The organism is Bradyrhizobium sp. LTSPM299 (assembly GCF_000938235.1).
Taxonomy (GTDB): Bacteria; Pseudomonadota; Alphaproteobacteria; order Rhizobiales; family Xanthobacteraceae; genus Bradyrhizobium.
Genome location: NZ_JYMU01000087.1, coordinates 38,770 through 60,399, shown reverse-complemented (window position 1 = coordinate 60,399; position 21,630 = coordinate 38,770). Strand labels below are relative to the sequence as shown.

The window sequence follows — 21,630 nt, the reverse complement described above, 5'->3', positions numbered from 1 at the left end:
GCTAATCCACATCCTCGACCGCGCCAGGCCCGGTGCCGAAGGCGCGCTGCGCCAGCGTCGCGGCCATGAATTCGTCGAGATCGCCGTCGAGCACGCCGGATGTATCAGACGTCTGCACGCCGGTGCGCAAATCCTTCACCATCTGATAGGGCTGCAGCACGTAGGAGCGGATCTGGTGGCCCCAGCCGATGTCGGTCTTGGCGGCCTGATCGGCGGCGGCCTGCTCTTCGCGTTTCTTCAACTCGATTTCGTAGAGTCGCGCACGCAACATGTCCCACGCCTGGGCTTTGTTCTTGTGCTGCGAGCGCCCTGCCTGGCAGACCACCGCCACACCGGTCGGAATATGCGTCAGCCGCACTGCCGACTCGGTCTTGTTGACGTGCTGCCCGCCAGCGCCGCCCGAACGCATGGTGTCGGTGCGGACGTCGGACTCGGCAATATCAATCTTGATACTGTTGTCGACCACGGGGAAGATCGCCACGCTGGAAAACGACGTGTGCCGGCGCGCGTTGGAATCATACGGCGAGATCCGCACCAGCCGGTGCACGCCGGCTTCCGTCTTCAACCAGCCATAGGCGTTGTGACCGCTGATCTGGATGGTCGCGGATTTGATGCCGGCTTCTTCGCCCTGGGTCTCTTCAAGGTATTCGATCTTGAAACCGTGCTTCTCGGCCCAGCGCGTGTACATGCGCAACAGCATCTCGGCCCAATCCTGGCTTTCGGTACCGCCGGCGCCGGCGTGAACCTCGAGATAGGAATCGAACCGGTCGGCCTCGCCCGACAGCAGCGCCTCGAGTTCGCGGCGGGCGACTTCCTTCTTGAGCGCCTTGAGCGCGGCCTCGGCTTCCGCCACCACGCCTGCGTCGTTCTCGGCGTCGCCGAGCTCGATCATGCCGACATTGTCATCGAGTTCGCGCTCGACTTTGCCAATACCGGAAAGCGCGTCCTCCAATGAGGTGCGCTCCTGCATCAACTTCTGGGCCTTCTGGGGATCGTTCCAGAGATTGGGATCTTCAGCGAGCTTGTTCAGCTCAGCGAGGCGTGCCGTCGATTGATCGACGTCAAAGATGCCTCCTCAGCAGCCCGACTGACTGCTTGATCTCTTCAACAAGGCGTTCGATTTCGGCGCGCATGGGCTCTTCGACTGTTCGGTGCAATAGCTGCGAGGGATGTAGCGACCGGCGCGGCAAAGCGCAATCGGCTTGGCCGCGCCGTCCCAGTGATTTGCCCGGTGATTTGCCCTGAAGGCGCGCTAATACAGCCCGCCGGTTCCCGGACGCATGAACAGACCCGTATCGGGCTGCTGCCCCTGCGACGGCTGAGGCGCGCGGCCATCGGCGTCGGCAACGCTGGGGGAATACCCCTCAGGCGGCGCCGTGCCCGGCTTGAAGGCCTCCAGGATGGTATTGCCGCCGCCGCCCGGACCGGCCCGCGTGCCGGTCTTGGAATCGACGCGTATCAGCTTGATGCCAGCCGGGATCTTGAACGGCGTCGCCGGCTTGTCGGCGAGCGCGAGCTTCATGAAGTCCCGGGCGATCGGTGCCGCGGTATGACCCGCTTGCGCGTTCCGGCCGAGGGAGCGCGGCTTGTCATAGCCCAGATAGAGGCCGATCACGAGGTCCGGGGAAAAGCCGACGAACCAGAGGTCCTTGGCATCATTGGTGGTGCCGGTCTTGCCGGCGATTGGCTTGCCGACGTCGCGCATGACCATCGCGGTGCCGCGCTGAACCACGCCCTCCATCATCGAGGTGATCTGATAGGCCGTCATCGGATCGAGCACCTGTTCACGGCGGTCGATCAATTGCGGCTCAGGCTGGTTCTTCCAGCCACCAGGCGCGTCGCAGCCGCGGCATTCGCGGGCATCGTGCTTGAAGATGGTGTGGCCGTAGCGATCCTGGATGCGGTCGATCAAGGTCGGCTTCACACGGCGGCCGCCATTGGCGAACATCGAATAGGCCGTGACCATCCGCATCACGGTGGTCTCGCCGGCGCCGAGCGCGTAAGAGAGGAAATTCGGCAGTTCGTCATAGACGCCGAAGCGCTTGGCATACTCGCCGATCAGCGGCATGCCGACATCCTGTGCAAGCCGCACCGTCACCGTGTTGAGCGAATGCGTCAGCGCGTTGCGCAGCGTGGTCGGGCCGTAATAGTGACCGGTCGAGAAATTTTCCGGACGCCAGACGCCGCCCCCCTGACCCTGGTCGATCTCGATCGGCCCGTCGACCACGATGCTCGACGGCGTGTAGCCATTGTCCAGCGCCGAGGAATACACGATCGGCTTGAACGACGAACCCGGCTGCCGGTAGGCTTGGGTCGCGCGGTTGAACTGGCTCTGATCGAACGAGAAGCCGCCGACCATCGCAACCACGCGGCCGGTCCATGGATCCATCGCAACCATGGCGCCGGAGATCTCCGGCAGTTGCCGCAGGCGATACTGGCCTTCGACCGCGTTGCCGTCCTTGTTCACCAGCGGATCGGCATAGATGACGTCGCCGGGCTGCAGCACCTGCGAGACGGCCGTCGGCGTCTTGCCCTTGCTCCGCGCCCAACGCGCACCATCCATCGTAATGATGCCGGTCTGCCGTTCCTTGCTGACTGCGCCGCCGAGCTCACGGCCCGGCTGGAAGCCGATCCGTGCCGACTGGTCGCTGGTATCAAGCACAACAGCTAATCGCCACGGCGCGACGTCGGAGAGCGATTTGACGTCGGCGAGCTTGACACCCCAATCACCGGAAATGTCGAGCTTCTGCATCGCGCCGCGCCAGCCCTGCGCCTCGTCATAGTTGACGAGACCGGCCGCCATGGTCTTGCGCGCCATCACCTGGATTTTCGGATCGAGCGTGGTGCGGACCGACAGGCCGCCCTCATAGAGTTTCTTTTCGCCGTAGCGTTCGAAGATGTCGCGACGGACTTCCTCGGCAAAATATTCGCCGGCGAAAATATGAGCACCGTTGCTGCGGCTGGTGACGACCAGCGGATCCTTGCGCGCCTTGTCGGCATCGGCCTGCTTGATCCAGCCGTTTTCCAGGAGACGGTCGATCACATAGTTGCGCCGCTCGATGGCGCGGTCGCGGTTGCGCACCGGATGCAGCGCCGCGGGCGCCTTCGGCAGCGACGCGAGATAGGACGCCTCCGCGATCGTCAGCTCGTTGACCGACTTGTCGAAGTAGACCAGCGACGCGGCTGCGATGCCGTAGGCGCCGAGCCCGAGATAGATTTCGTTCAGATAAAGCTCGAGGATGCGGTCCTTGGAATAGGCGCGCTCGATGCGCATCGCGAGCAAGGCTTCCTTGATCTTGCGCGCGAACGAGACTTCGTTGGTCAACAGGAAGTTCTTCGCAACCTGCTGGGTGATCGTCGAGGCACCCTGCGGACGGCGGTTGGAGCCGTAGTTCTGTGCATAGAGGATCGCGGCGCGTGCCATGCCGGAATAGTCGATGCCGCCGTGCTCGTAGAAGTTCTTGTCTTCAGCGGCGAGGAACGCGTTGATCACGAGCTTCGGCACCGCCTGGATCGGCAGATAGAGCCGCCGCTCCTTGGAGTATTCGCCGAGCAGCGCGCCGTCGGCGGCATGCACCCGCGTCATCACCGGCGGCTCATAGTCCTGCAGCTGCGAATAGTCCGGCAGGTCCTTGGAGAAATGCCAGATCGCACCGGCGACGGCGGCGATGCCGACCAGGAACACGACGGTTCCGGCGGCGAACAAGAATCCCATAAACCGCACAAGCAGGCGCATTATCGAAGTTCCGTCCCTACCCGTCGGCGCTCGGTTCTCGGAAGCGCCGGTCCTAACGTGCGAAAGCGTCTCACGCGGCGAAGCCTGGGCGCAACAAGCGATCGTTGCACATGCCCAATATACAAGAGCCGTCAGACAATATGGTCGATTCTGACGGCCCTGCGGTCCGTTTTCTATACCGTCGCGGCTGTGGCCAAACTAGGGCTTCTGTCGCGCAACGGCCTTCTCACGCAGCTGATTTCATTTGGCCGGTCCGGCAGTTGCCAGCCGTTTGGCGAAAAACGCGTCGATCGCCTGGGCCATCGAGCCGACGGTCTTGTTCCGCCAGCTCTCCGAAACCAGGTGCTCGAGATCATCCTTGTTGGAGACATAGCCCAGCTCGACCAGAACGGACGGAACATCGGGAGCCTTGAGCACCCGGAAACCCGCCGATTTCAGCGGATTTTTATGCATCCTCGCCGTGGTCTTCATCTCGGTCATCAGGAGATGGGCAAAGCGGTTGGAGAAGGTCTTGGTTTCCCGCTGCGCGAGGTCGATCAGGATGTCGGCAACCTCGGTCGGCTCATCGGTCAGGTTCACGCCGCCGATCGAGTCGGCCTTGTTTTCGGCGTCGGCCAGCCGCTCGGCCTCGGCGTCGGAGGCCTTGTCCGACAGCGTGTAGATCGTGGCGCCCTGGGCATCGCCCTCGCGGCGCGGCAAGGCGTCGGCGTGGATCGACACGAACAGCGCGGCCGACTGGGTGCGCGCGACCTTGACGCGGTCATTGAGCGGAATGAACGTGTCGTCGGTCCGGGTCATGACGACCCGGTACTTGCCCGACTTCTCGATCCGGTCGCGCAAAGCGAGGCCGAATCCCAGGACAAGGGTCTTCTCCATCTCGCCACCGGACTGGGTGCCGTTGTCGATGCCGCCATGGCCGGGATCGATCACGATCAGCGGGCGCGCGTCCGGGATCGCGGCTGGTGTCAGCGCCGCCGTCGTGGCCGGAGGGACGACCGCGGCATTGGCATTGGTGTCGGAGATCGCCCGCTTGAGATCAGGCCGGTTCTCCGGGGCGAGCGACTGCACGAAGGCGGTGCGGTCGACCTCTTCGAACTCCAGCACCAGTCGCGGCGGCTGGCCGTTGGCGGCGTCGAGCACATAGGAATTGGCAACCTTCGCCGGCCCCGTGAGATCGAACACGATTCGGGATCCGCCAGGCATTACCAGGCCATAGCGGAATGCCTTCACCAGCCCTCGGCCGGCAGCGCCAGTGCCGGCTGCGAGCTGGAAGGTGACCTGCGGAACGTCGACCACCACCCGATAGGGGTCGGCCAGCGGAAAGGCCCGAAACTCGATTTTCCGGTCGAGGTCGAGGATGAAGCGGGTCTGCTTGCCGTCGCCGGCGAGTCGCGCGTCGGAAGCGATTGGGAAGCTGGGGGTGGCGGCGGGAGCGGCCTCGGCAGCAACTTTGATAGGAGTGGCTGCTGCCGCCTTCGGCCCCTCGGCGGCACTCGGACCGGTCGGCTCGGCACACACCAATGCTGCGGCGCACAATAGCCCGCATCCCAGCAAAACAAGGTGATTTGCGCGGTTCGCCACCGACTCGGTGCCTCCCAAGCAGCGTCTTACCCGATTAAAACCACACGGTTAATCGTGCCTTAATGACGCAAGAGCGAAAAGGATCGAGTGTTGCCCTGCCGCGACGCTTCTCTTGCGCCTGACTGCCAATCCACGTATGTACGGAATGCTGACGGCTAGTACTCCCGGTTGTGTCGCGTTCAGCCTCCCGGTGCAGCGGTGGAACTTTCGGTCCCGAAAGGTCCAACGTGTTTTTCCGATCCCCTCCGCAGCCAGCGCAGCGCGCGGCTGACAAGGAGGGGCGGTTTCGAGCCCGAGCGGCGTCCGGTCCCAGGCACACTCTCGCCAGAGGGACGGTTTTGAGACACGGCACAACTGATTATCCGGTCCTTCGGGGCCTCGATATGCGATGGCCGGCAGGCGCTTCGGCGCCGCGCTGGGCTTTCAGCAAAAGATACGGCGGTATTTCTCGCCGCCACCATGTTTAGACGGGCCGACGCTTAATGCGCCAGACTGTATTGCCGACCAGGATCCCCGAGACGATCGCGCTGACGCGAGGCGAAAGCTCCGCCCGTCGCATCGTAACGGTGGGCTCCCGATCGGCGCTGCGCCTCAAGACGCGTTTTGGCCTTCCCCTCACCCCCGAATCAGGTGGACCGTCGCGTCACCGGGCCGCGCAGCTTGCGCGCGCCATGCACCGCGCCCGCCGCCGTCAAGAGCCCCAAAATGCCCAACAAGATGTTGATCGATGCCACCCACCCGGAAGAAACCCGGGTCGTTGTGGTCCGCGGCAATCGCGTCGAAGAGTTTGATTTCGAGACTGCCCAGCGCAAACAACTGCGCGGCAATATATACCTCGCCAAGGTCACGCGCGTAGAGCCGTCGCTGCAGGCCGCCTTCATCGAATATGGCGGCAATCGTCACGGCTTCCTGGCCTTCAGCGAAATCCATCCCGACTACTACCAGATCCCGGTCGCCGACCGTCTGGCGCTGATCGAAGCCGATGAGCGCGCACATCGCGAGGCGGAGGAAGAGCACGAGAACCGCGGCCATCACCGCCGCCGGTCGCGGCATCGCAACGCCCGCCGCCGCGGCAATGGCGATCGCGTGCAGAGCGAGGTGATCGAAGGCGCCGCTGTCGATCCGCAGGCGCCGCAGCCCCACGACGGGCACGAACATCCCGTCGATGCCGAACATCATGAGCATGACGTGGTTGCCCACGAAGGTCATGAGCACGAGGCACACGACAACGGCCATGACGATCACGGCCATGATCATCATGATCACGACCATGACCATCATCACGACCACGATCATCACCACGCGCAAGAGCACGACCACGCCCCCGCGGTAAGCGAGGCTCTGGCTGGTGACGCCCAGCCCGATCCCGTCGCTGCCGTGGTCGAGGCATCCGCTGCGTCAGCAGTGCCGGACACCGTCGTCGAAAACAATCATGAGCCTGAGCGGGCGCATGAGGAGCAGGCCGAGGAAAACGCGGCCCACGCTGACGACGCGCCCCATGGTGACGAGATTCATGCGACCGGCGACGACCACGTCGCAGCCGAGCATGGCTCCGGCGACGCTGCCGCATCCCAGAGCGAGCATGCCGACGAAGCCAGCGACGATGAGGACGACGACGAAGACGGCGAGGAAGAGGAAGTCGTCGAGTCCGTCGGCGGCGACGACGTGCTCGAGGAAGTTCCGGAACGCGCGTTCCGGCCGCGCCGCCAGTACAAGATCCAGGAAGTCATCAAGCGCCGCCAGGTGATGCTGGTTCAGGTCGTCAAGGAAGAACGCGGCAACAAGGGCGCCGCGCTCACCACCTATCTGTCGCTCGCCGGCCGTTACGCCGTGCTGATGCCCAACACTGCGCGTGGCGGCGGCATCAGCCGCAAGATCACCTCCGCTCAGGACCGCTCGCGGCTGAAGGAAGTGGTCCAGGACCTCGACGTGCCCGAGGGCATGGGCATCATCCTGCGCACCGCCGGCGCTGCCCGCAGCAAGCCGGAGATCAAGCGCGACTTCGAGTATCTGATCCGGATGTGGGAGACCGTGCGCGACCTGACGCTGAAGTCGCAGGCCCCAAGCCTCGTCTACGAGGAAGGCTCGCTGATCAAGCGCTCGCTGCGCGACCTCTACAACAAGGAGATCGACGAGATCCAGGTGGCGGGCGAACCCGGCTACCGCGAAGCGCGCGATTTCATGAAGATGCTGATGCCCGCGAACGTGCGCGCGGTGAAGCTGTATCGCGACGGCCAGCCGCTGTTTTCCCGGATGGGTGTCGAGAGCCAGCTGGACGCGATGTTCTCGCCGACCGTGCAGCTGCGCTCCGGCGGCTACATCGTCATCAACCAGACCGAGGCGCTGGTCTCGATCGACGTCAACTCGGGACGGGCGACGCGCGAGCACCACATCGAGGACACCGCGCTCAAGACCAATCTGGAGGCGGCGGAGGAAGTCGCGCGGCAGCTGCGCTTGCGCGACCTCGCCGGCCTGATTGTCATCGATTTCATCGACATGGACGAGAAGCGCAACAACCGTTCGGTCGAGCGCAAGCTGTCCGATTGCCTGCGGCAGGACCGTGCACGGATCCAGGTCGGCCGGATCTCGCATTTCGGCCTGCTGGAGATGTCGCGCCAGCGCATCCGCGCCAGCGTGCTGGAGAGTTCGACCGAGCCCTGCCCGCAATGCGGCGGTTCGGGTCACGTCCGCTCGGTCTCGTCGGTGGCGCTGCAGCTGTTGCGCGGCATCGAGGAAATCCTGATGAAGGGCGCAACCCACAATCTGGTGGTGCGCACCCGCACCGACGTCGCGCTCTATGTCCTCAACCACAAGCGCGGCCATCTGCGCGATCTCGAAAACTCCTTCAAGGTGACGCTGGCGGTGGTCGCCGACGCCACGGTGAGCGCCCAGCAGTCCTACATCATCGATCGCGGCGAACAGGTGCATACGCTCGAAGCGGCTAAGGCGCTGCTGGTGGCGCAGGCCGCCGCGTCGCCGGCGCAGCCTGAAGAGGCCGATGACGACGAGGAACCGTTTGAATACGAGGCCGAGGTCGAGGTCGAAACCGAAGAGACCGAGAGCCTTGCCGACGACCCGGCAGCCGGCGAGGAAGCTGGTGCCGAGGGCGAAGGTGATGGTCAGCGCCGCAACAAGCGGCGTCGCCGGCGGCGCGGTCGCGCCAGCGGCGAAACGCGCGAGGGCGGCCCGGCGCCGCGCGAGGACGCTGACGCCCTCATGCATGTGGCGCCTGAGGCCACCGAAGCGGTCGCGGCCGAGGATGCCGAAGGCGACGAGGAGGAAGGCGAAGAGCAACCGGGTTCGCGCGGCGATCAGGGCGCCAATGGCGAGCGCCGCCCGCGCCGCCGTGGACGTCGTGGCGGCCGCCGCCGGCGTGGCACCGGTGGACCGGAGGACGGTCTCGCGGGATCGATCGCCGATGAGCTGGGCCCGACGTCGGCGCCGGAAGTCACTGACGCGGTCGCCGACTTCGATGGCCATTCGACCGAGCCCGCCCCATCGCTGGTCGAGCCCGAGCCGGTTGCACCTGCGCCGGAGTTCCAGCCGGCCGAGCCGGCACCTGCCGAGGCTTCCGTCGTACCCGACGAAAACCCGGCCGAGGCCGAGCGTGCCGCGCGGCGACGTTCGACCGTGCGTGAAAAGGTCAGCTTCGCCTCGAGTCCGGCGCAGGAAGCTCAAGCGCCCGAGTTGGTCCAGAGCCCGGCGGAATCATCGCACTCTGCCTCCGCTCCAGAGGCCGGACCGGCTGCCACCACCGAGGCTCCGACCCGCAAGGGATGGTGGTCGCGGCGCTTCGGCGGCGGCGATTAGGACCCATCGCAAACGAAAACGCCCGGTTCAAACCGGGCGTTTTTTATTGGACAGGCGCGCCGAACGTCAGCCGCCTTCGTTGAGCGATGCCGCATCGCGGGTCGCGATCTGGCGCAGCTGATCATAGAGATCCGGCGCCTCGCTCGTGCACAGGCAGACACCCCTGGCCGGCTCGTCGCCGGCGTTGAGGTAGGCGTGTCCCATCGTGCTGTCGAGATAGATGCCATCGCCCGCGCTCAGGATCTCCAGTGCATAGAATTCGGTGTGAACCGCGACCCGCCCGCTCGTCACCAGAAAATACTCCTCGCCGGCGTGGCGCAGCAGCGGGCCGAACTCCTCCAGCGAGCGGGCCCGCACCTCGGCCATGATCGGCACCATGCGTTTGCCGATCAGGTCGGTGCATTGATAGCTGTAGGTATAAAATTTGGTGGTGATCACCTGCCCCTGCCCAGCCCGGCTGATGCTGCGGCGAGCCGTGACGGGTCGATCCCGCCCGGGCCGGCCGGCGGCGGGATTGAATAGCTCGGCGATCTCCATCTGCAGGCCCGAGGTGAGCTGCAGCAGCTTGTCGTAGGTCAGCGACATCAGCCCATTCTCGACCTTCGACAAGGTCGACAACGCCATTCCGGTCCGCTCCGCAACCTGCTTCAGCGTCAGGCCCCGCACCTGGCGGGCGGCCTTCAGGCACTGGCCGAGCTGGGAGTTGGTCCCCTCGGGCGTGGTGATGTCGCTCATGTTCGATCTCTATCACGTATCAGCAGCCAGAAAAATTGTTGTTCGATCGATCTAATTCTTCTGGGCTCCGGATCGTCGATGGAGGGCTCATGACGATCGTTCAGGCAGAATTCCTATCCAATATGCACAAAAATGACCGTCTTGGCCAATATTGAAGCCTCGAGTTTAATTTCCGATGTGCTAAATAATTTTCACAACGGAAAGGGATCACACTTGGCAGAACTCTGCGATTCGAGCGCCGTCGAGCTGACACGGCTAATGGCCAAGCGCGAAGTCTCGCCTGTCGAGCTGCTCGATGGCTGCCTTGCGCGCATCGCTGCAACGAACCCCGCGGTCAACGCCGTCGTGACCCTCGATGAGGCGGGTGCCCGCGCGGCCGCCAAGTCGGCAGAGGCTACGATCCTTCGCGGTGACGAGACCGGTGCCCTGCACGGGCTTCCCCTGCTCATCAAGGATACCCAGGACACCGCCGGGCTGCGCACGACCTATGGCAGCCCGCTGTTCGCCAATCATGTGCCGGCCACCGACCAGGCCTCGGTCGCGCGGCTGCGCGCGGCGGGTGCGATCATCATCGGCAAGACCAACACGCCGGAATGGGCGGCCGGTGGCAACACCCGTAACCCCGTGCACGGCGCGACCGGCAATCCGTTCGATCCCTCGCGCTCGGCGGCCGGCTCGTCAGGCGGCTCCGCCGTGGCGCTGGCATGCGGCATGTCCCCGCTCGCCTCCGGCTCCGACACCGGCGGCAGCCTGCGCAACCCCGCAGCGTATGCCGGCATCGTCGGCATGCGCCCGTCCTATGGCCTGGTGGCCAGCGAACGGCGCGCATTCGGCTGGTCCAATTTGTCGACCGACGGCCCGATGGCGCGCAATGTCGCCGACATCGCGCTGATGCTGTCAGTGATGGCGAGCGACGATGTGCGCGACCCCCTCGCCTACACGCTGCCGGGTGAGCCCTTGCGTGGACGTCCCGAGCGCTGGAACACACCCCGCCCTGCGGAGCTCGCCAAGCTGCGCGTCACCTTCACCGAAGATTTCGGCTTTGCGCCGACCGAGCGCGCGATCCGGCGCGTCTTCCGTCATCGCGTCGCGCAGCTTGCGCCGATGGTTGCCGAATGCCGCGAGACCACGCCGGATTGCGGCGGAGCCGACGACGCCTTTGCCGTGCTGCGCGCGGCGCTGTTCCTGGCGACGCACGGCAAGACCTACCAGGAGCGTCCTAAAATGCTCGGCCGGAATGTACGGGCCAATATCGAAGAAGGCCTCGGCTACGATCTCCAGGACTATGCGCGTGCCGCAGCCACGCAGACGCGAATCTACCGTGCGTTTCAGGCCTTCTTCGAACAATGCGATGTCCTGATCAGCCCGACGATCACGCTCAGTCCGCGTCCCTGGTCCGAACTCTATCCCACCGAGATCGACGGCGAACCCACGACGTCCTATTTCCACTGGCTTGCGCTTGCCTATGGCGTGACGCTCGCGGGACACCCGGCCATAAGTCTGCCGGTCGGCGTCGACGAGGCCGGCATGCCATTCGGCCTGCAGATCGTCGGACCGCGCGGCGGCGACGCCATCGTGCTGGCCGTGGCGGCCGCCCTCGAGGCGGCGTTCGCGGCGGCTCCCGACCTGCGCCGGCCGATCCCCGATCTCGCGCGGCTGGCCGCGGCACCGCCGTTGTCGGCGGCACCAGGCTTCCTCGCATGGGACTAGCCCGACACCAACGCTAGCTGCACCGGTGCGCGGTGCGTGATCGGAGATGATGATGCCTGCCCTGCCGAAGCGGAACACTGGTGTCGTCGGGTTCGTCCTGCTCTACCTCGCGTTCTGCATTTCCTACATCGACCGCGCGGCCATCTCGCTGGCGCTGGCGCAGATCGGCAAGGACTTCAATCTGCAGGCATCCGATCTCGGCATCGTCATCAGCGCATTTTTTCTCGGCTACGCGGTGATGCAGGTCCCGGGCGGCTGGCTGTCCGATCGCTTCGGCTCGAAATACGTGGTCATCGTCACGATCGCGATGTGGTCGCTGTTCACCGCCTTCACCAGCGTCGCGTGGTCGCTCGCCTCGCTGGTGGCGATCCGTTTCATCTTCGGTATCGCCGAGGGCGGCTTTCCGCCGGCCAGCATCCGGGCCGTCGCCGAACTGTTCAAGCGGGACAGCCGGCCGAAGATGTCGGCACTGCTGCTGTCATCGAACTATGCCGGCAGCATGGTCGCACCGCTGATCATGGCGCCGCTCATCCTCTGGCTCGGCTGGCGTCATGCCTTCAATGCGATCGGCTTCGCCGGTATCCTGTTTGCGCTGGTCTATTTCATCTTCGTGCCTCATATCGGCCGCACCGGCGATACCGGTTCGGGCGCCGCCGTCACGACGCTAACCGCCAGCCGCGCGCCGATGCGCGAGCTGATGAAGAATCCGCTGCTCTGGCAGTTGATGGTGGTTTGGTTCGGTCTGAGCTGCGTCAACAAGGGGCTGGATTCCTGGATGCCGCTCTATTTGCTGCAGCAGCGCGGGCTCGATCTGAAGGCGGTCGGCCTGCTGACGCCGATTCCATTCGTGCTGGCACGATCGCGACCGCGATCGGCGGCTGGGTCATGACGACCTTCTTCGCCGAGCGCGAGAAATACCTCCTGATCGGCAGCTCCGCCCTGACTGGCATTTTCCTCTACGCAATGTACAAGTCGGAGACGATCACGGCGTTGATCTTGTATCAATCGCTGGTCTACTTCTTCAAAAGCTTCGTGCTGGCCTCGGTGATAGCGCTTCCCACAAAACTGCTCCGCGACGACCAGATCGGATCGGCTGTCGGCATGGTCAATCTCGGCGGCCAGAGCGCGGGCTTCGTCGCCCCAGCCGTGATGGGTTTCATCGTGAGCGGCACCGGATCCTTTGACGCAGCCTTCGGCTTTCTCATCGTCATGACGGCGATCTCCGTTGTCGTCGCTTCAACCATCGGCACGACCCGCGCCACGCTGGCGTCGAGCCCAGCCTGACGGAGAACAGGATTCAATGCAAAGCGCGATAGTTCTTGGCGGCGGCATGGTGGGCGTCAGTACGGCGCTGCATTTGCAGCGCCGCGGCTGGTCGGTCACGCTTGTCGACCGCAAGGAGCCCGGCCGGGAGACCAGCTACGGCAATGCCGGGATCATCCAGAGCGAGGCGGTCCGGCCCTATCCGATGCCGCGCGATCTCGCGACGCTTGCAAGGATCGCGATGGGCCGCACCAATGACGTGCGTTATCGGCTGGCCTCGCTGCCGCAGCACGCCGGCCCGCTGCTGCGCTATTGGTGGCACTCCACGCCCGAGCGGCACCGCAAGGCCACCGTCGCCTGGGCGCGCCTGATCGCCCACGCCACGTCGGAGCACGACACGCTGATCCGCGAGGCCCATGCTGACAATCTGATCCGTCGCGCCGGCTTCCGCATCCTTCACCGCGATCCCGCGGCGCTGGAGCAAGCGATTGCGGCCGCGGAAGAAAACCAGCGCGACTATGGCGTGACGTTTCGTGTCCTTGATGGCAGCGAGCTCGCCAGGGCCGAACCGATCCTGCGCGACGACCTGCCCGGCGCCATCCACTGGCTCGAACCTTGGACCGTGTCGGATCCTGGCGGCCTCGTCTCGGCCTATGCCGGCCTGTTCGAGCGCCTCGGCGGCACGCTCTCGCGCGGCGACGCGCAGACGCTGACGGAGACCTCATCCGGCTGGTCGCTCGATACCGCCGCAGGCCGCATCGACGCCGCCAACGTGGTGGTCGCGCTCGGGCCCTGGTCGCCCCAATTGCTGCGTAAGTTCGGCTACCGGATTCCGCTGGTGCGCAAGCGTGGCTACCACATGCATTATCAGGGCGGCCGCTCGCTCGATCTGCCGTTGGTCGACACCGCGATGGGCTATGCGATGGCGCCGATGGCCAAGGGAACCCGCATCACCACCGGTGCGGAACTAACCAGCCCCGACGCTCCCGCGACGCCGATTCAGCTCGGCCATGCAGAAGCCGCCGCGCGAGGCCTGCTCGAGATCGGGACCAGGGTCGAACCCGCGCCGTGGTTCGGCACGCGCCCCTGCACGCCCGACATGCTGCCGGTGCTCGGGCCTGCACCACGCCATCGCGGGCTATGGACGAATTTCGGCCACGGCCATCAAGGCTTCACGCTCGGCCCCGCCACGGCGCGACTGCTCGCCGAAATGATGAACGGCGAGGCCCCCTCCGTGGACGCCTCGCCGTATCGGCCGGATCGGTTCTGACCTCGGACGCGATTAATCGGTCGTGACGGCGGTCTCCATGTCGGTCGGATCGATCTGCCGCGCGAGATTGGCGTTGAGCTTGTCGCGATCGAGCTCGCCCTCCCACCAGGCGACGATCACGCAGGCGACGCCGTTGCCGCAGAGATTGGTCAGCGCGCGGCATTCGCTCATGAACTTGTCGATGCCGAGCACGATCGCCATGCCCGGCACCAGCCGCGGATCGACCACCGCAAGCGTCGCCGCCAGCGTGATGAAGCCCGCGCCGGTGATGCCGGATGCGCCCTTCGAGGTCAGCATCGCCACGACCAGGATCGTGAGCTGCTGGCTGAAGGAGAGATCGAAGTTGAGCGCCTGGGCGATGAACAGCGTCGCCAGCGTCATATAGATGTTGGTGCCGTCCAGGTTGAACGAATAGCCGGTGGGCACCACGAGGCCGACCACCGATTTCGAGCAGCCGAGCCGCTCGAGCTTCTCCATCAGGGATGGCAGCGCGCTCTCGGAGGACGAGGTGCCGAGCACGATCAGCAATTCGTCCTTGATATAAGCCAGGAACTTGAAGATCGAGAACCCCGCGATCCGCGCGATGATGCCCAGCACCACGAGCACGAACAGCGCCGCGGTCAGGTAGAACGTCGCGATCAGGCCCACCAGATTGAGGATCGCGCCAGTGCCGAACTTACCGATCGTGTAGGCCATCGCGCCGAAGGCGCCAATCGGCGCCGCGCGCATCACGATGGAGATCACGCCGAACACCGCATGCGCGGCATCGTCGATGAAGTTTCGGATGGTATGGCCGCGCTCGCCGAGGCCCATGATGGCAAAGCCGAACAGCACCGAGAACAGCAGCACCTGCAGGATCTCGCCCTGCGCGAACGCGCCGACCACGGTATCCGGAATAATGTGCAGGAAGAAATCGACGCTCTTTTGCGCCTCGGCCTGCTTGGCGTAGCCAGCGACCGCCTGGGCGTTCGCCGCGGCGCCACCGAAGCCGGCGCCCGGACGGAGCACGTTGCCGACGACGAGCCCGATCACCAGCGCAAAGGTCGAGACGATCTCGAAATAGACCAGTGCCTTGATGCCGATGCGGCCGACCTTCTTGGCATCCTGGATGTGCGCGATGCCGGAAACGACGGTGCAGAAGATGATCGGCGCGATCACCATCTTGATCAGCTTGATGAAGCCGTCGCCGAGCGCCTTGATCCAGTCGTTGGTCGCAAGCTGAGGCCATATGGCCCCCACGATCGCGCCGAGCACGATCGCGATCAGAACCTGGACATAGAGAATCTTATACCACGGCTTGGTGCCGGCAGTCGCCGGCGCGCCCGTGGCAACGTTTGTCGTTGCCATATGTCGTTCCCCCCTCAGAGACGGCAGTGCCAGCCAAGAACAACTTGGCCGGTCGAGTCAAATGGAACCGGTCGCGCCTTGTGGTCTTATCCGCGGCGATCTGCCGCGCGCCGCGCGGCCGGCACCAGTGCAGCCCCCAGCGCGTTCTTGACCAGCGTCGCGGCAATGAACGGCACGATGCCGACCAGCCATGCCTTCTCGACGCCGAGCCCGGCGCCGAAGGCGAGCCAGCAGAAGCCCGCCGCGAGGATGACGACATGGCCGATCGCCATCGCCGCAAACAGCCAGATCACGCTCCGATCCCAGCCCCGCTCGCTCAGCAAGCCGGTCACGAAAGCCGCGGCAACGAATCCGAGCAGGTATCCGGCGGTCGGGCCGAGCAGCGGCACGAGGCCGCCGACAGGGCCGGCAAAGACCGGCATCCCGATCGCGCCCTCGGCGAGATACGCAACCATCGTCGCGCTCCCGAGGCGCCAGCCATAGGTCGCACCGATCATCAGCACGACCAGCGTCTGCAGCGTCATCGGCACATAGGGCAGCGGCAGATTGACCTTCGCCGACAGGGCGAGCAGCGCGGTGCCCAGCAGCACCAGCACGACCGCGCGCGCGACGCCGGAGGCCTCTCCGGCCTGCGCGGGCCACAACACCGACGCGAGTGGGAAATGCCGCGCGACGGCGGGCTGCGAAACCGATTTGACTGACAAGGGGAAACTCCGGGATGGCTCTTGAAGATTGCGGGCTATTTAAGCCAATGCGCGATCCGCGCAACCGCTTCCTGCATCTCGGCTGCCGAGCGCGCATAGGAAAAGCGGATGAAGGCACGGCCGTGGACCGGATCGAAATCGACGCCCGGGGTCGCCGCGACATGCGTCTTCTCGAGCATCTGGCTGGCGAACGCGAAGCTGTCGGCGGTGAAGTCGGATACGTCGGCGTAGAGATAGAACGCGCCATCCGCCGGCAGGAATTTTGTCAGGCCCGCCTTCGGCAAGCCCTCGATCAGGATGCGGCGGTTCTCCTGATAGCCGCGCTTGATCGCTTCCATCTCGTCACGGCCGTCGAATGCGGCTTCAGCCGCGATCTGCGACAGCGTCGGCACCGAGATCGAGAGATTCTGCTGCAGCCGCTCGATCGGCCGCACCAGCGCGTCCGGCACCACCATCCAGCCGACGCGCCAGCCGGTCATACAGAAGTATTTCGAGAACGAGTTGATCACGAGCGCCTGCGGTGACAGTTCGGCCGCGGTCACTGCCGGGAATGCGTAGTCGAGCCCGTGATAGATCTCGTCGGAGATGAAGCGGATACCGGCGCAGTCGACGGCGGCCATCAGGCTCGACAGTGCCTCGCGCGACATCATCGTGCCGGTCGGGTTGGCCGGGCTGCCGACCAGCACGCCCTTCAGCGGCGCCTTGCGATGGGCCGCGAGCAGCGCCTCGCCGGTCAGCGCATGACGCGTCTCATGTGAGGTTTCGATCAGCACCGGCTCGCAGCCGAGCGCGGTCAGGATGTGCCGGTAAGGCGGATAGCCGGGAACGGTGACCGCCACCCGGTCACCCGGCTCGAACATCGCCAGGAACGCCAGGATGAAGCCGCCCGACGAGCCCGTGGTCACGATGATCCGTTCGGCGTCCACCGCGCAGCCATATGTGTCGCGGTAATGACGGGCGATGCGCGCGCGCAGGGTCGGAATTCCGAGCGCTGACGTATAGTCGATCCGCCCGTCCTGCAGTGCGGCCTGGGCAGCCGCGATCGCCGGTTTCGGAGCTGACGCCGCAGGCTGACCGACCTCCATGTGGATGACGTGGCCGCCGGCGGCCTCGATTCGAGCCGCTGCGGCCATCACGTCCATCACCATGAACGGTGGAACGTTGCTCCGCGTGGATGCCGTCAACAGGCTGGTTACACGGTCTCTCACTGTCGCATCGAGCATGGATATCTGCTATTTGGGCGGCCGCAGCCGAATTGGGGTTCCCGCACCGGTTACCGCCCCAGACTGGCCGCATTCGGTAGCTTCTTATAGCGTTTTCAGACTGAGTGAATACCGGTTCGCGTGACAAAAGACCGCAAAAACAACAGGCCGTGCCGCGCTTCTGATCTCATCAGGGCCGGAATCGGGCGTTGCCTTTCCGCGGGTCGACCACTGCCAGTCGATCGCCCCATGCTGTTCCGCCCTCCGCTTCGCACCGGGACGTTCAAACTGACCGCGCTCGTCACGGCGGTCGCACTTGCGCTCGGCCCCATAGCCACCGCACAGGCACAACAGGGCAAGGGCCCCCCGGTGCTGCGCGATACCGAGTCCGAGCAGCTGCTGCGCGAATACACCCGCCCGGTCCTGCGCGCGGCGGGCCTGGAGAAGCAGAACATCCAGATCGTGATTATCAACGAGAGCGCGTTCAACGCGTTTGTCGCGGACGGTCGCCGCATCTTCGTCAACTATGGCGCGCTGCTGCAGTCGGAAACGCCGAACCAGATCATTGGCGTGCTGGCGCACGAGACCGGCCATCTGGCCGGCGGCCACCTCGCCAAGCTGCACGAACAGCTGGCGCAGGCGCAGACGCAAATGATCATCGCCATGCTGCTCGGCGCCGGCGCGATCGCCGCGGGCGCACGCGGTGGCGCCGGGAACGGTCTCTCCAGTGCAGGCGCCGCTGCGATCTCGGCCCCGCAATCCGTGATCATGCGCTCGCTATTGTCCTATCAGCGCCAGCAGGAGGAAAACGCCGATCGCGCCGGCGTCAAGTTCCTGACCGCGACCGGCCAGTCGCCCAAAGGCATGTACGACACGTTCAAGCGTTTCACCGACGAGAGCCTGTTCGCGGCCCATGGCGCCGATCCGTACCTTCAGTCGCACCCGATGCCGATCGATCGCGTCCAGGCGCTGGAAGTGTTCGCGCACGCCAGCCCGTACTGGGACAAGAAGGACGATCCCGCGCTGCAGCTCCGCCACGACATGATGCGCGCCAAGATCTCCGGATTCATGGAACGGCAGGATACGGTCTACCGCCGCTATCCGCTCACCAATACCAGCATGCCGGCGCGCTATGCGCGGGCCATCACGACCTATCTGCACGGCGATTTGCGCTCGGCGATCGCGCAGATCGACGGCCTGATCCAGCTGCAGCCCAATAATCCCTACTTCTATGAATTGCGCGGCCAGGCCCTGCTCGAGGGCGGCCGGCCCGTAGAGGCGATCGCGCCGCTGCGCAGGGCCGTACAGCTCTCCAACAGCGCGCCACTGATTGAGATGCTGCTCGGCCAGGCGCTCGTCGCCTCCGACAACAAGGCCTACACCGACGAGGCCATCAGCATCCTGCGCGCGGCGATCGCGCGCGAGTCCGAGGCGCCGATTGGCTTTACCCAGCTTGCGATGGCCTATGGCCGCAAGGGCGACTATGCGCAGGCCGATCTGGCATCGGCACAGGCCGCCTATCTCCGCGGCGACAACAAGACCGCCCGCGACCTTGCGTCGCGCGCCAAAACCCGGTTTGCGATCGGTACCCCCGGTTGGGTCAAGGCTGACGACATTGTGAGCGCCAAGCCCATGCCGGGCGAGAAAAACAACTAGAAATAAACCTCAGTTCCATACAACGATCACCGAAACCGGCTCGCGGCCCCGCCGTATTTAGAGTTCCGCCGAACAAGGATTAGCCTTATGCGAACGCTCCGCTTTCTTGCCCCTGCCCTGGTCGCGCTCGCCCTTTGCGGCGCGCCGCTGGCGGCATCCGCCCAGAGCTTCTCCGACACCCAGCGCGGCGACATCGAGACCATCGTGCGCAACTATTTGGTCGCGCACCCCGAGGTGATCGAGGAGGCGATGAACGAGCTGAGCAAGCGCCAGGCCGCGGCTGAAGCCGACAAGCACGAGCAGAGCGTCGCCAAGAACGCCGACACCATCTTCAACTCGCCGCGCGGCGTGACGCTCGGCAACAAGGATGGCGACGTCACCTTCGTCGAGTTCTTCGATTACAATTGCGGCTACTGCAAGCGCGCGATGAGCGACATGCTCGATCTGATGAAGTCGGATCCGAAGCTGAAGGTCGTGCTGAAGGAATTCCCGGTGCTGAGCCAGGGCTCGGTCGAGGCCGCGCAGGTCGCGGTCGCCGTCCGCATGCAGGACCCGACCGGCAAGAAGTATCTCGAGTTTCACCAGAAGCTGCTGGGCGGCCGCGGCGCCGCCGACAAGGCGCGCGCGCTTGCGGTTGCCAAAGACATCGGTCTCGACGTGGCGAAGCTCGAAAAGGACATGGCGAGCCCGGAAGCGAAGGCGACAATCGAAGAGAACTTCCGCCTCGCCGAAGCCATGGGCATGAACGGCACGCCGAGCTACGTGATCGGCAAGCAGGTCGTGATCGGCGCGGTTGGTGCCGACAGTCTCAAGGAGAAGATCGGCGTCGCCCGCTGCGGCAAGGCGACCTGCTGATCGACGCGACGACGCGATTTCGTTCCCGGCAAAATCCGGCTGCTGTGCAGCCGGATTTTTTGTTGGCCGAAACGCAGAGCCATCACGCGCGCAGGCGCGATTGCGCACGCGCGCGTTCATCGCGCATTCACGAAACAAACCGCGGGGAACCTCATATCGCGAGGAACATCGCTCATGCTGCCCCGTTGTCGGCGCGGGCAATGCTGATGAATGAGGAGAAATTTGATGTCTAACCGTTTTCTGATTTCGGTCGCTGCTGCGGCCTTGATCGCTGGCACGGGCTTCGCCAATGCACAGGGTGCGGCCAAGGAATCGCCGGCGGCCGGCGGCGGCGCGGCGATGGAGCATAGCGCACCGTCCGGCGGCGCAGCTTCGGGTACGATGGAGCGCGAGCCCGGCGGCAAGAAGGGCGCCGAGTCGACCAAGAGCAGTCCCTCGGGCATGAAGGCCGAATCCAACGACAAGGCCGGCGGCGCCACCAAGGGCGCGCAGGACAATACCCAGAAGTCGAAGAGCATGAGCTCTGACGAAGGCGCGCGCGACAAGACCGCTCCGAAGGACCTGAAGGCCGAGGGCCGTGACAAGAACGGCAACATGAATGCCGAGAAGAGCGGCACGACCTCGCCGACCAACCAGAACGCGCAGACCAAGACTCCGACCGATACGAACCGCGCGCAGACCACTGGCAACGCGGCGACCTCGGCAAAAGCGGCTCCGCCGGCGGAGAAGCGCACCCAGATCTCGACCGCGATCCGGTCGGAGAAGGTGACCGAGGTCACCAATGTGAACTTCAATGTGTCGATGGGTACGCGGGTGCCGGCTGATGTTCACTTCTATCCGGTGCCGGAACGGGTCGTGACGATCTATCCGGAATGGCGCGGCTATGACTTCATCCTGGTCGGCGGGCGTTACGTGATCGTGCAGCCCGAGACGCATGAGATCGTCTACATCATCGAGGACTAGTCTCGACATCGAGGCGAAGGGGCATGAGGCCCCTTCCCGGTTACGAACCCCGCCCCCTCCTGGGGCGGGGTTTTGCCATCAGTCCATGCCGCCCGCGGGCCGCCCGGACCGGGCCGGATGGCGCCTACCGCAGAATGTGGTTAATCAACATTTTCCGAAGGTTACAGCAGCTATCTGACAGCCCAGACGAGGCTGTTGAAGACTCGCCCAAACCACCTAAAGGCTTCCCCTGCGGCCGGTTGTTACCTATAACCCGGCCCACTTCACCCTTCGCCGGAACCTGGAATGGCTGCTGCCGGAACGATCTATGTGCTGAACGGCCCGAACCTCAATCTGTTGGGGACTCGCGAGCCCGAGACCTACGGCCACGCCAATCTCGCCGATGTCGAGAAACTGTGCGCGGACACCGCCAGGCAGTTCGGGCTCGCCGCCGATTGCCGGCAGTCCAACCGCGAGGGTGAATTGATCGATTTCATCCATGAGGCCCATGCCAAGAAGGCAGTCGGCATCATCATCAACGCCGGCGGCTATTCCCACACCTCGATCGCGCTGCACGACGCGCTGGTGGCGGTGAAAATCCCCACCGTCGAGGTCCACGTCAGCAACATCCACGCCCGCGAGAGCTTCCGGCATCACTCGTTCACTGCTAAAGCCGCGTTCGCGTCGCTTTGCGGCTTTGGCATCGACGGCTACCGGCTTGCGATCATGGGCCTCGCCTCCAGGATCGGTGCCAAGATCGATGTCACGGCAAAGACTTAATCGCCAATCCTGACGTTCCCCGTCACCAGAGATAGATTC

Annotated in this window: 16 protein-coding genes; 9 read left to right on the top strand and 7 right to left on the bottom strand. The window is 64.8% G+C overall.

Features of this window, described 5'->3' with window-relative positions:
* Position 1: 1 nt before the first annotated feature.
* The 3 genes from prfB to UP10_RS38255 form a co-directional block, all read right to left on the bottom strand.
* Positions 2-1,133 (bottom strand): peptide chain release factor 2 gene (gene prfB, locus UP10_RS38265; protein WP_156180673.1). Its coding sequence is split into 2 segments (ribosomal slippage): positions 2-1,063 and positions 1,065-1,133, totalling 1,131 coding nucleotides; the frame shifts between segments, so codons are not numbered across the junction.
* Between the two features lie 119 nt (positions 1,134-1,252).
* On the bottom strand, positions 1,253-3,736 hold the full coding sequence (locus tag UP10_RS38260) for a penicillin-binding protein 1A (RefSeq protein WP_044541899.1): 2,484 nt from the start codon (positions 3,734-3,736) through the stop codon (positions 1,253-1,255).
* 240 nt (positions 3,737-3,976) lie between these two features.
* A complete protein-coding gene (locus UP10_RS38255; protein WP_044592381.1) occupies positions 3,977-5,317 on the bottom strand; it encodes an N-acetylmuramoyl-L-alanine amidase in 1,341 nt (446 codons plus the stop codon).
* A gap of 705 nt (positions 5,318-6,022) precedes the next feature.
* Between UP10_RS38255 and UP10_RS38250 the strand changes: the two genes are divergently transcribed.
* Positions 6,023-9,127, top strand: coding sequence for an Rne/Rng family ribonuclease (locus UP10_RS38250; RefSeq protein ID WP_044592380.1), 3,105 nt, complete (start codon positions 6,023-6,025; stop codon positions 9,125-9,127).
* Between the two features lie 66 nt (positions 9,128-9,193).
* Here UP10_RS38250 and UP10_RS38245 read toward each other — a convergent pair whose 3' ends face one another.
* The gene (locus UP10_RS38245) at positions 9,194-9,862 is read right to left on the bottom strand and encodes a helix-turn-helix domain-containing protein (protein ID WP_044592347.1); all 669 of its coding nucleotides are present in this window, start codon (positions 9,860-9,862) and stop codon (positions 9,194-9,196) included.
* 213 nt (positions 9,863-10,075) lie between these two features.
* Here UP10_RS38245 and UP10_RS38240 point away from each other — a divergent pair, with 213 nt between their 5' ends.
* Genes UP10_RS38240 through UP10_RS38230 form a run of 4 tightly spaced genes read left to right on the top strand, consistent with a single transcriptional unit; the run spans position 10,076 to position 14,105 of the window.
* Positions 10,076-11,572, top strand: coding sequence for an amidase (locus UP10_RS38240; protein WP_156180671.1), 1,497 nt, complete (start codon positions 10,076-10,078; stop codon positions 11,570-11,572).
* A gap of 52 nt (positions 11,573-11,624) precedes the next feature.
* Positions 11,625-12,461: an MFS transporter gene (locus tag UP10_RS38235; RefSeq protein ID WP_245322169.1), complete on the top strand. Its 837-nt coding sequence runs from the start codon at positions 11,625-11,627 to the stop codon at positions 12,459-12,461.
* A complete protein-coding gene (locus UP10_RS46190; protein ID WP_245322168.1) occupies positions 12,458-12,856 on the top strand; it encodes an MFS transporter in 399 nt (132 codons plus the stop codon). The genes UP10_RS38235 and UP10_RS46190 overlap by 4 nt, the downstream gene beginning before the upstream one ends.
* A 16-nt stretch (positions 12,857-12,872) precedes the next feature.
* Entirely contained in the window at positions 12,873-14,105 is a 1,233-nt protein-coding gene (locus UP10_RS38230) for an NAD(P)/FAD-dependent oxidoreductase (protein ID WP_044592345.1), read from the top strand.
* A 12-nt stretch (positions 14,106-14,117) separates the two neighbouring features.
* Here UP10_RS38230 and UP10_RS38225 read toward each other — a convergent pair whose 3' ends face one another.
* From UP10_RS38225 to UP10_RS38215, 3 genes are all read right to left on the bottom strand, one after another.
* The gene (locus tag UP10_RS38225; RefSeq protein WP_044541896.1) at positions 14,118-15,452 is read right to left on the bottom strand and encodes a dicarboxylate/amino acid:cation symporter; all 1,335 of its coding nucleotides are present in this window, start codon (positions 15,450-15,452) and stop codon (positions 14,118-14,120) included.
* A gap of 86 nt (positions 15,453-15,538) precedes the next feature.
* Positions 15,539-16,099: a biotin transporter BioY gene (locus UP10_RS38220; protein WP_245322171.1), complete on the bottom strand. Its 561-nt coding sequence runs from the start codon at positions 16,097-16,099 to the stop codon at positions 15,539-15,541.
* 92 nt (positions 16,100-16,191) lie between these two features.
* Entirely contained in the window at positions 16,192-17,379 is a 1,188-nt protein-coding gene (locus tag UP10_RS38215) for a pyridoxal phosphate-dependent aminotransferase (protein WP_044592344.1), read from the bottom strand.
* A 228-nt stretch (positions 17,380-17,607) separates the two neighbouring features.
* On the opposite strand from UP10_RS38215, the gene UP10_RS38210 reads away from it, so the two are divergent.
* The 4 genes from UP10_RS38210 to aroQ all read left to right on the top strand — a co-directional run bounded on the left by UP10_RS38210 (position 17,608) and on the right by aroQ (position 21,591).
* Positions 17,608-19,014 (top strand): M48 family metalloprotease, encoded by a 1,407-nt coding sequence (locus UP10_RS38210; protein ID WP_044592343.1) that lies wholly within the window; start codon positions 17,608-17,610, stop codon positions 19,012-19,014.
* An 87-nt stretch (positions 19,015-19,101) separates the two neighbouring features.
* Complete coding sequence (locus UP10_RS38205) at positions 19,102-19,869, top strand: DsbA family protein (RefSeq protein WP_044592342.1); 768 nt, start codon at positions 19,102-19,104, stop codon at positions 19,867-19,869.
* Between the two features lie 225 nt (positions 19,870-20,094).
* The gene (locus UP10_RS38200; RefSeq protein WP_044592341.1) at positions 20,095-20,832 is read left to right on the top strand and encodes a DUF1236 domain-containing protein; all 738 of its coding nucleotides are present in this window, start codon (positions 20,095-20,097) and stop codon (positions 20,830-20,832) included.
* A 285-nt stretch (positions 20,833-21,117) separates the two neighbouring features.
* Positions 21,118-21,591, top strand: coding sequence for a type II 3-dehydroquinate dehydratase (aroQ, locus tag UP10_RS38195; RefSeq protein WP_044592340.1), 474 nt, complete (start codon positions 21,118-21,120; stop codon positions 21,589-21,591).
* Positions 21,592-21,630 lie beyond the last annotated feature (39 nt).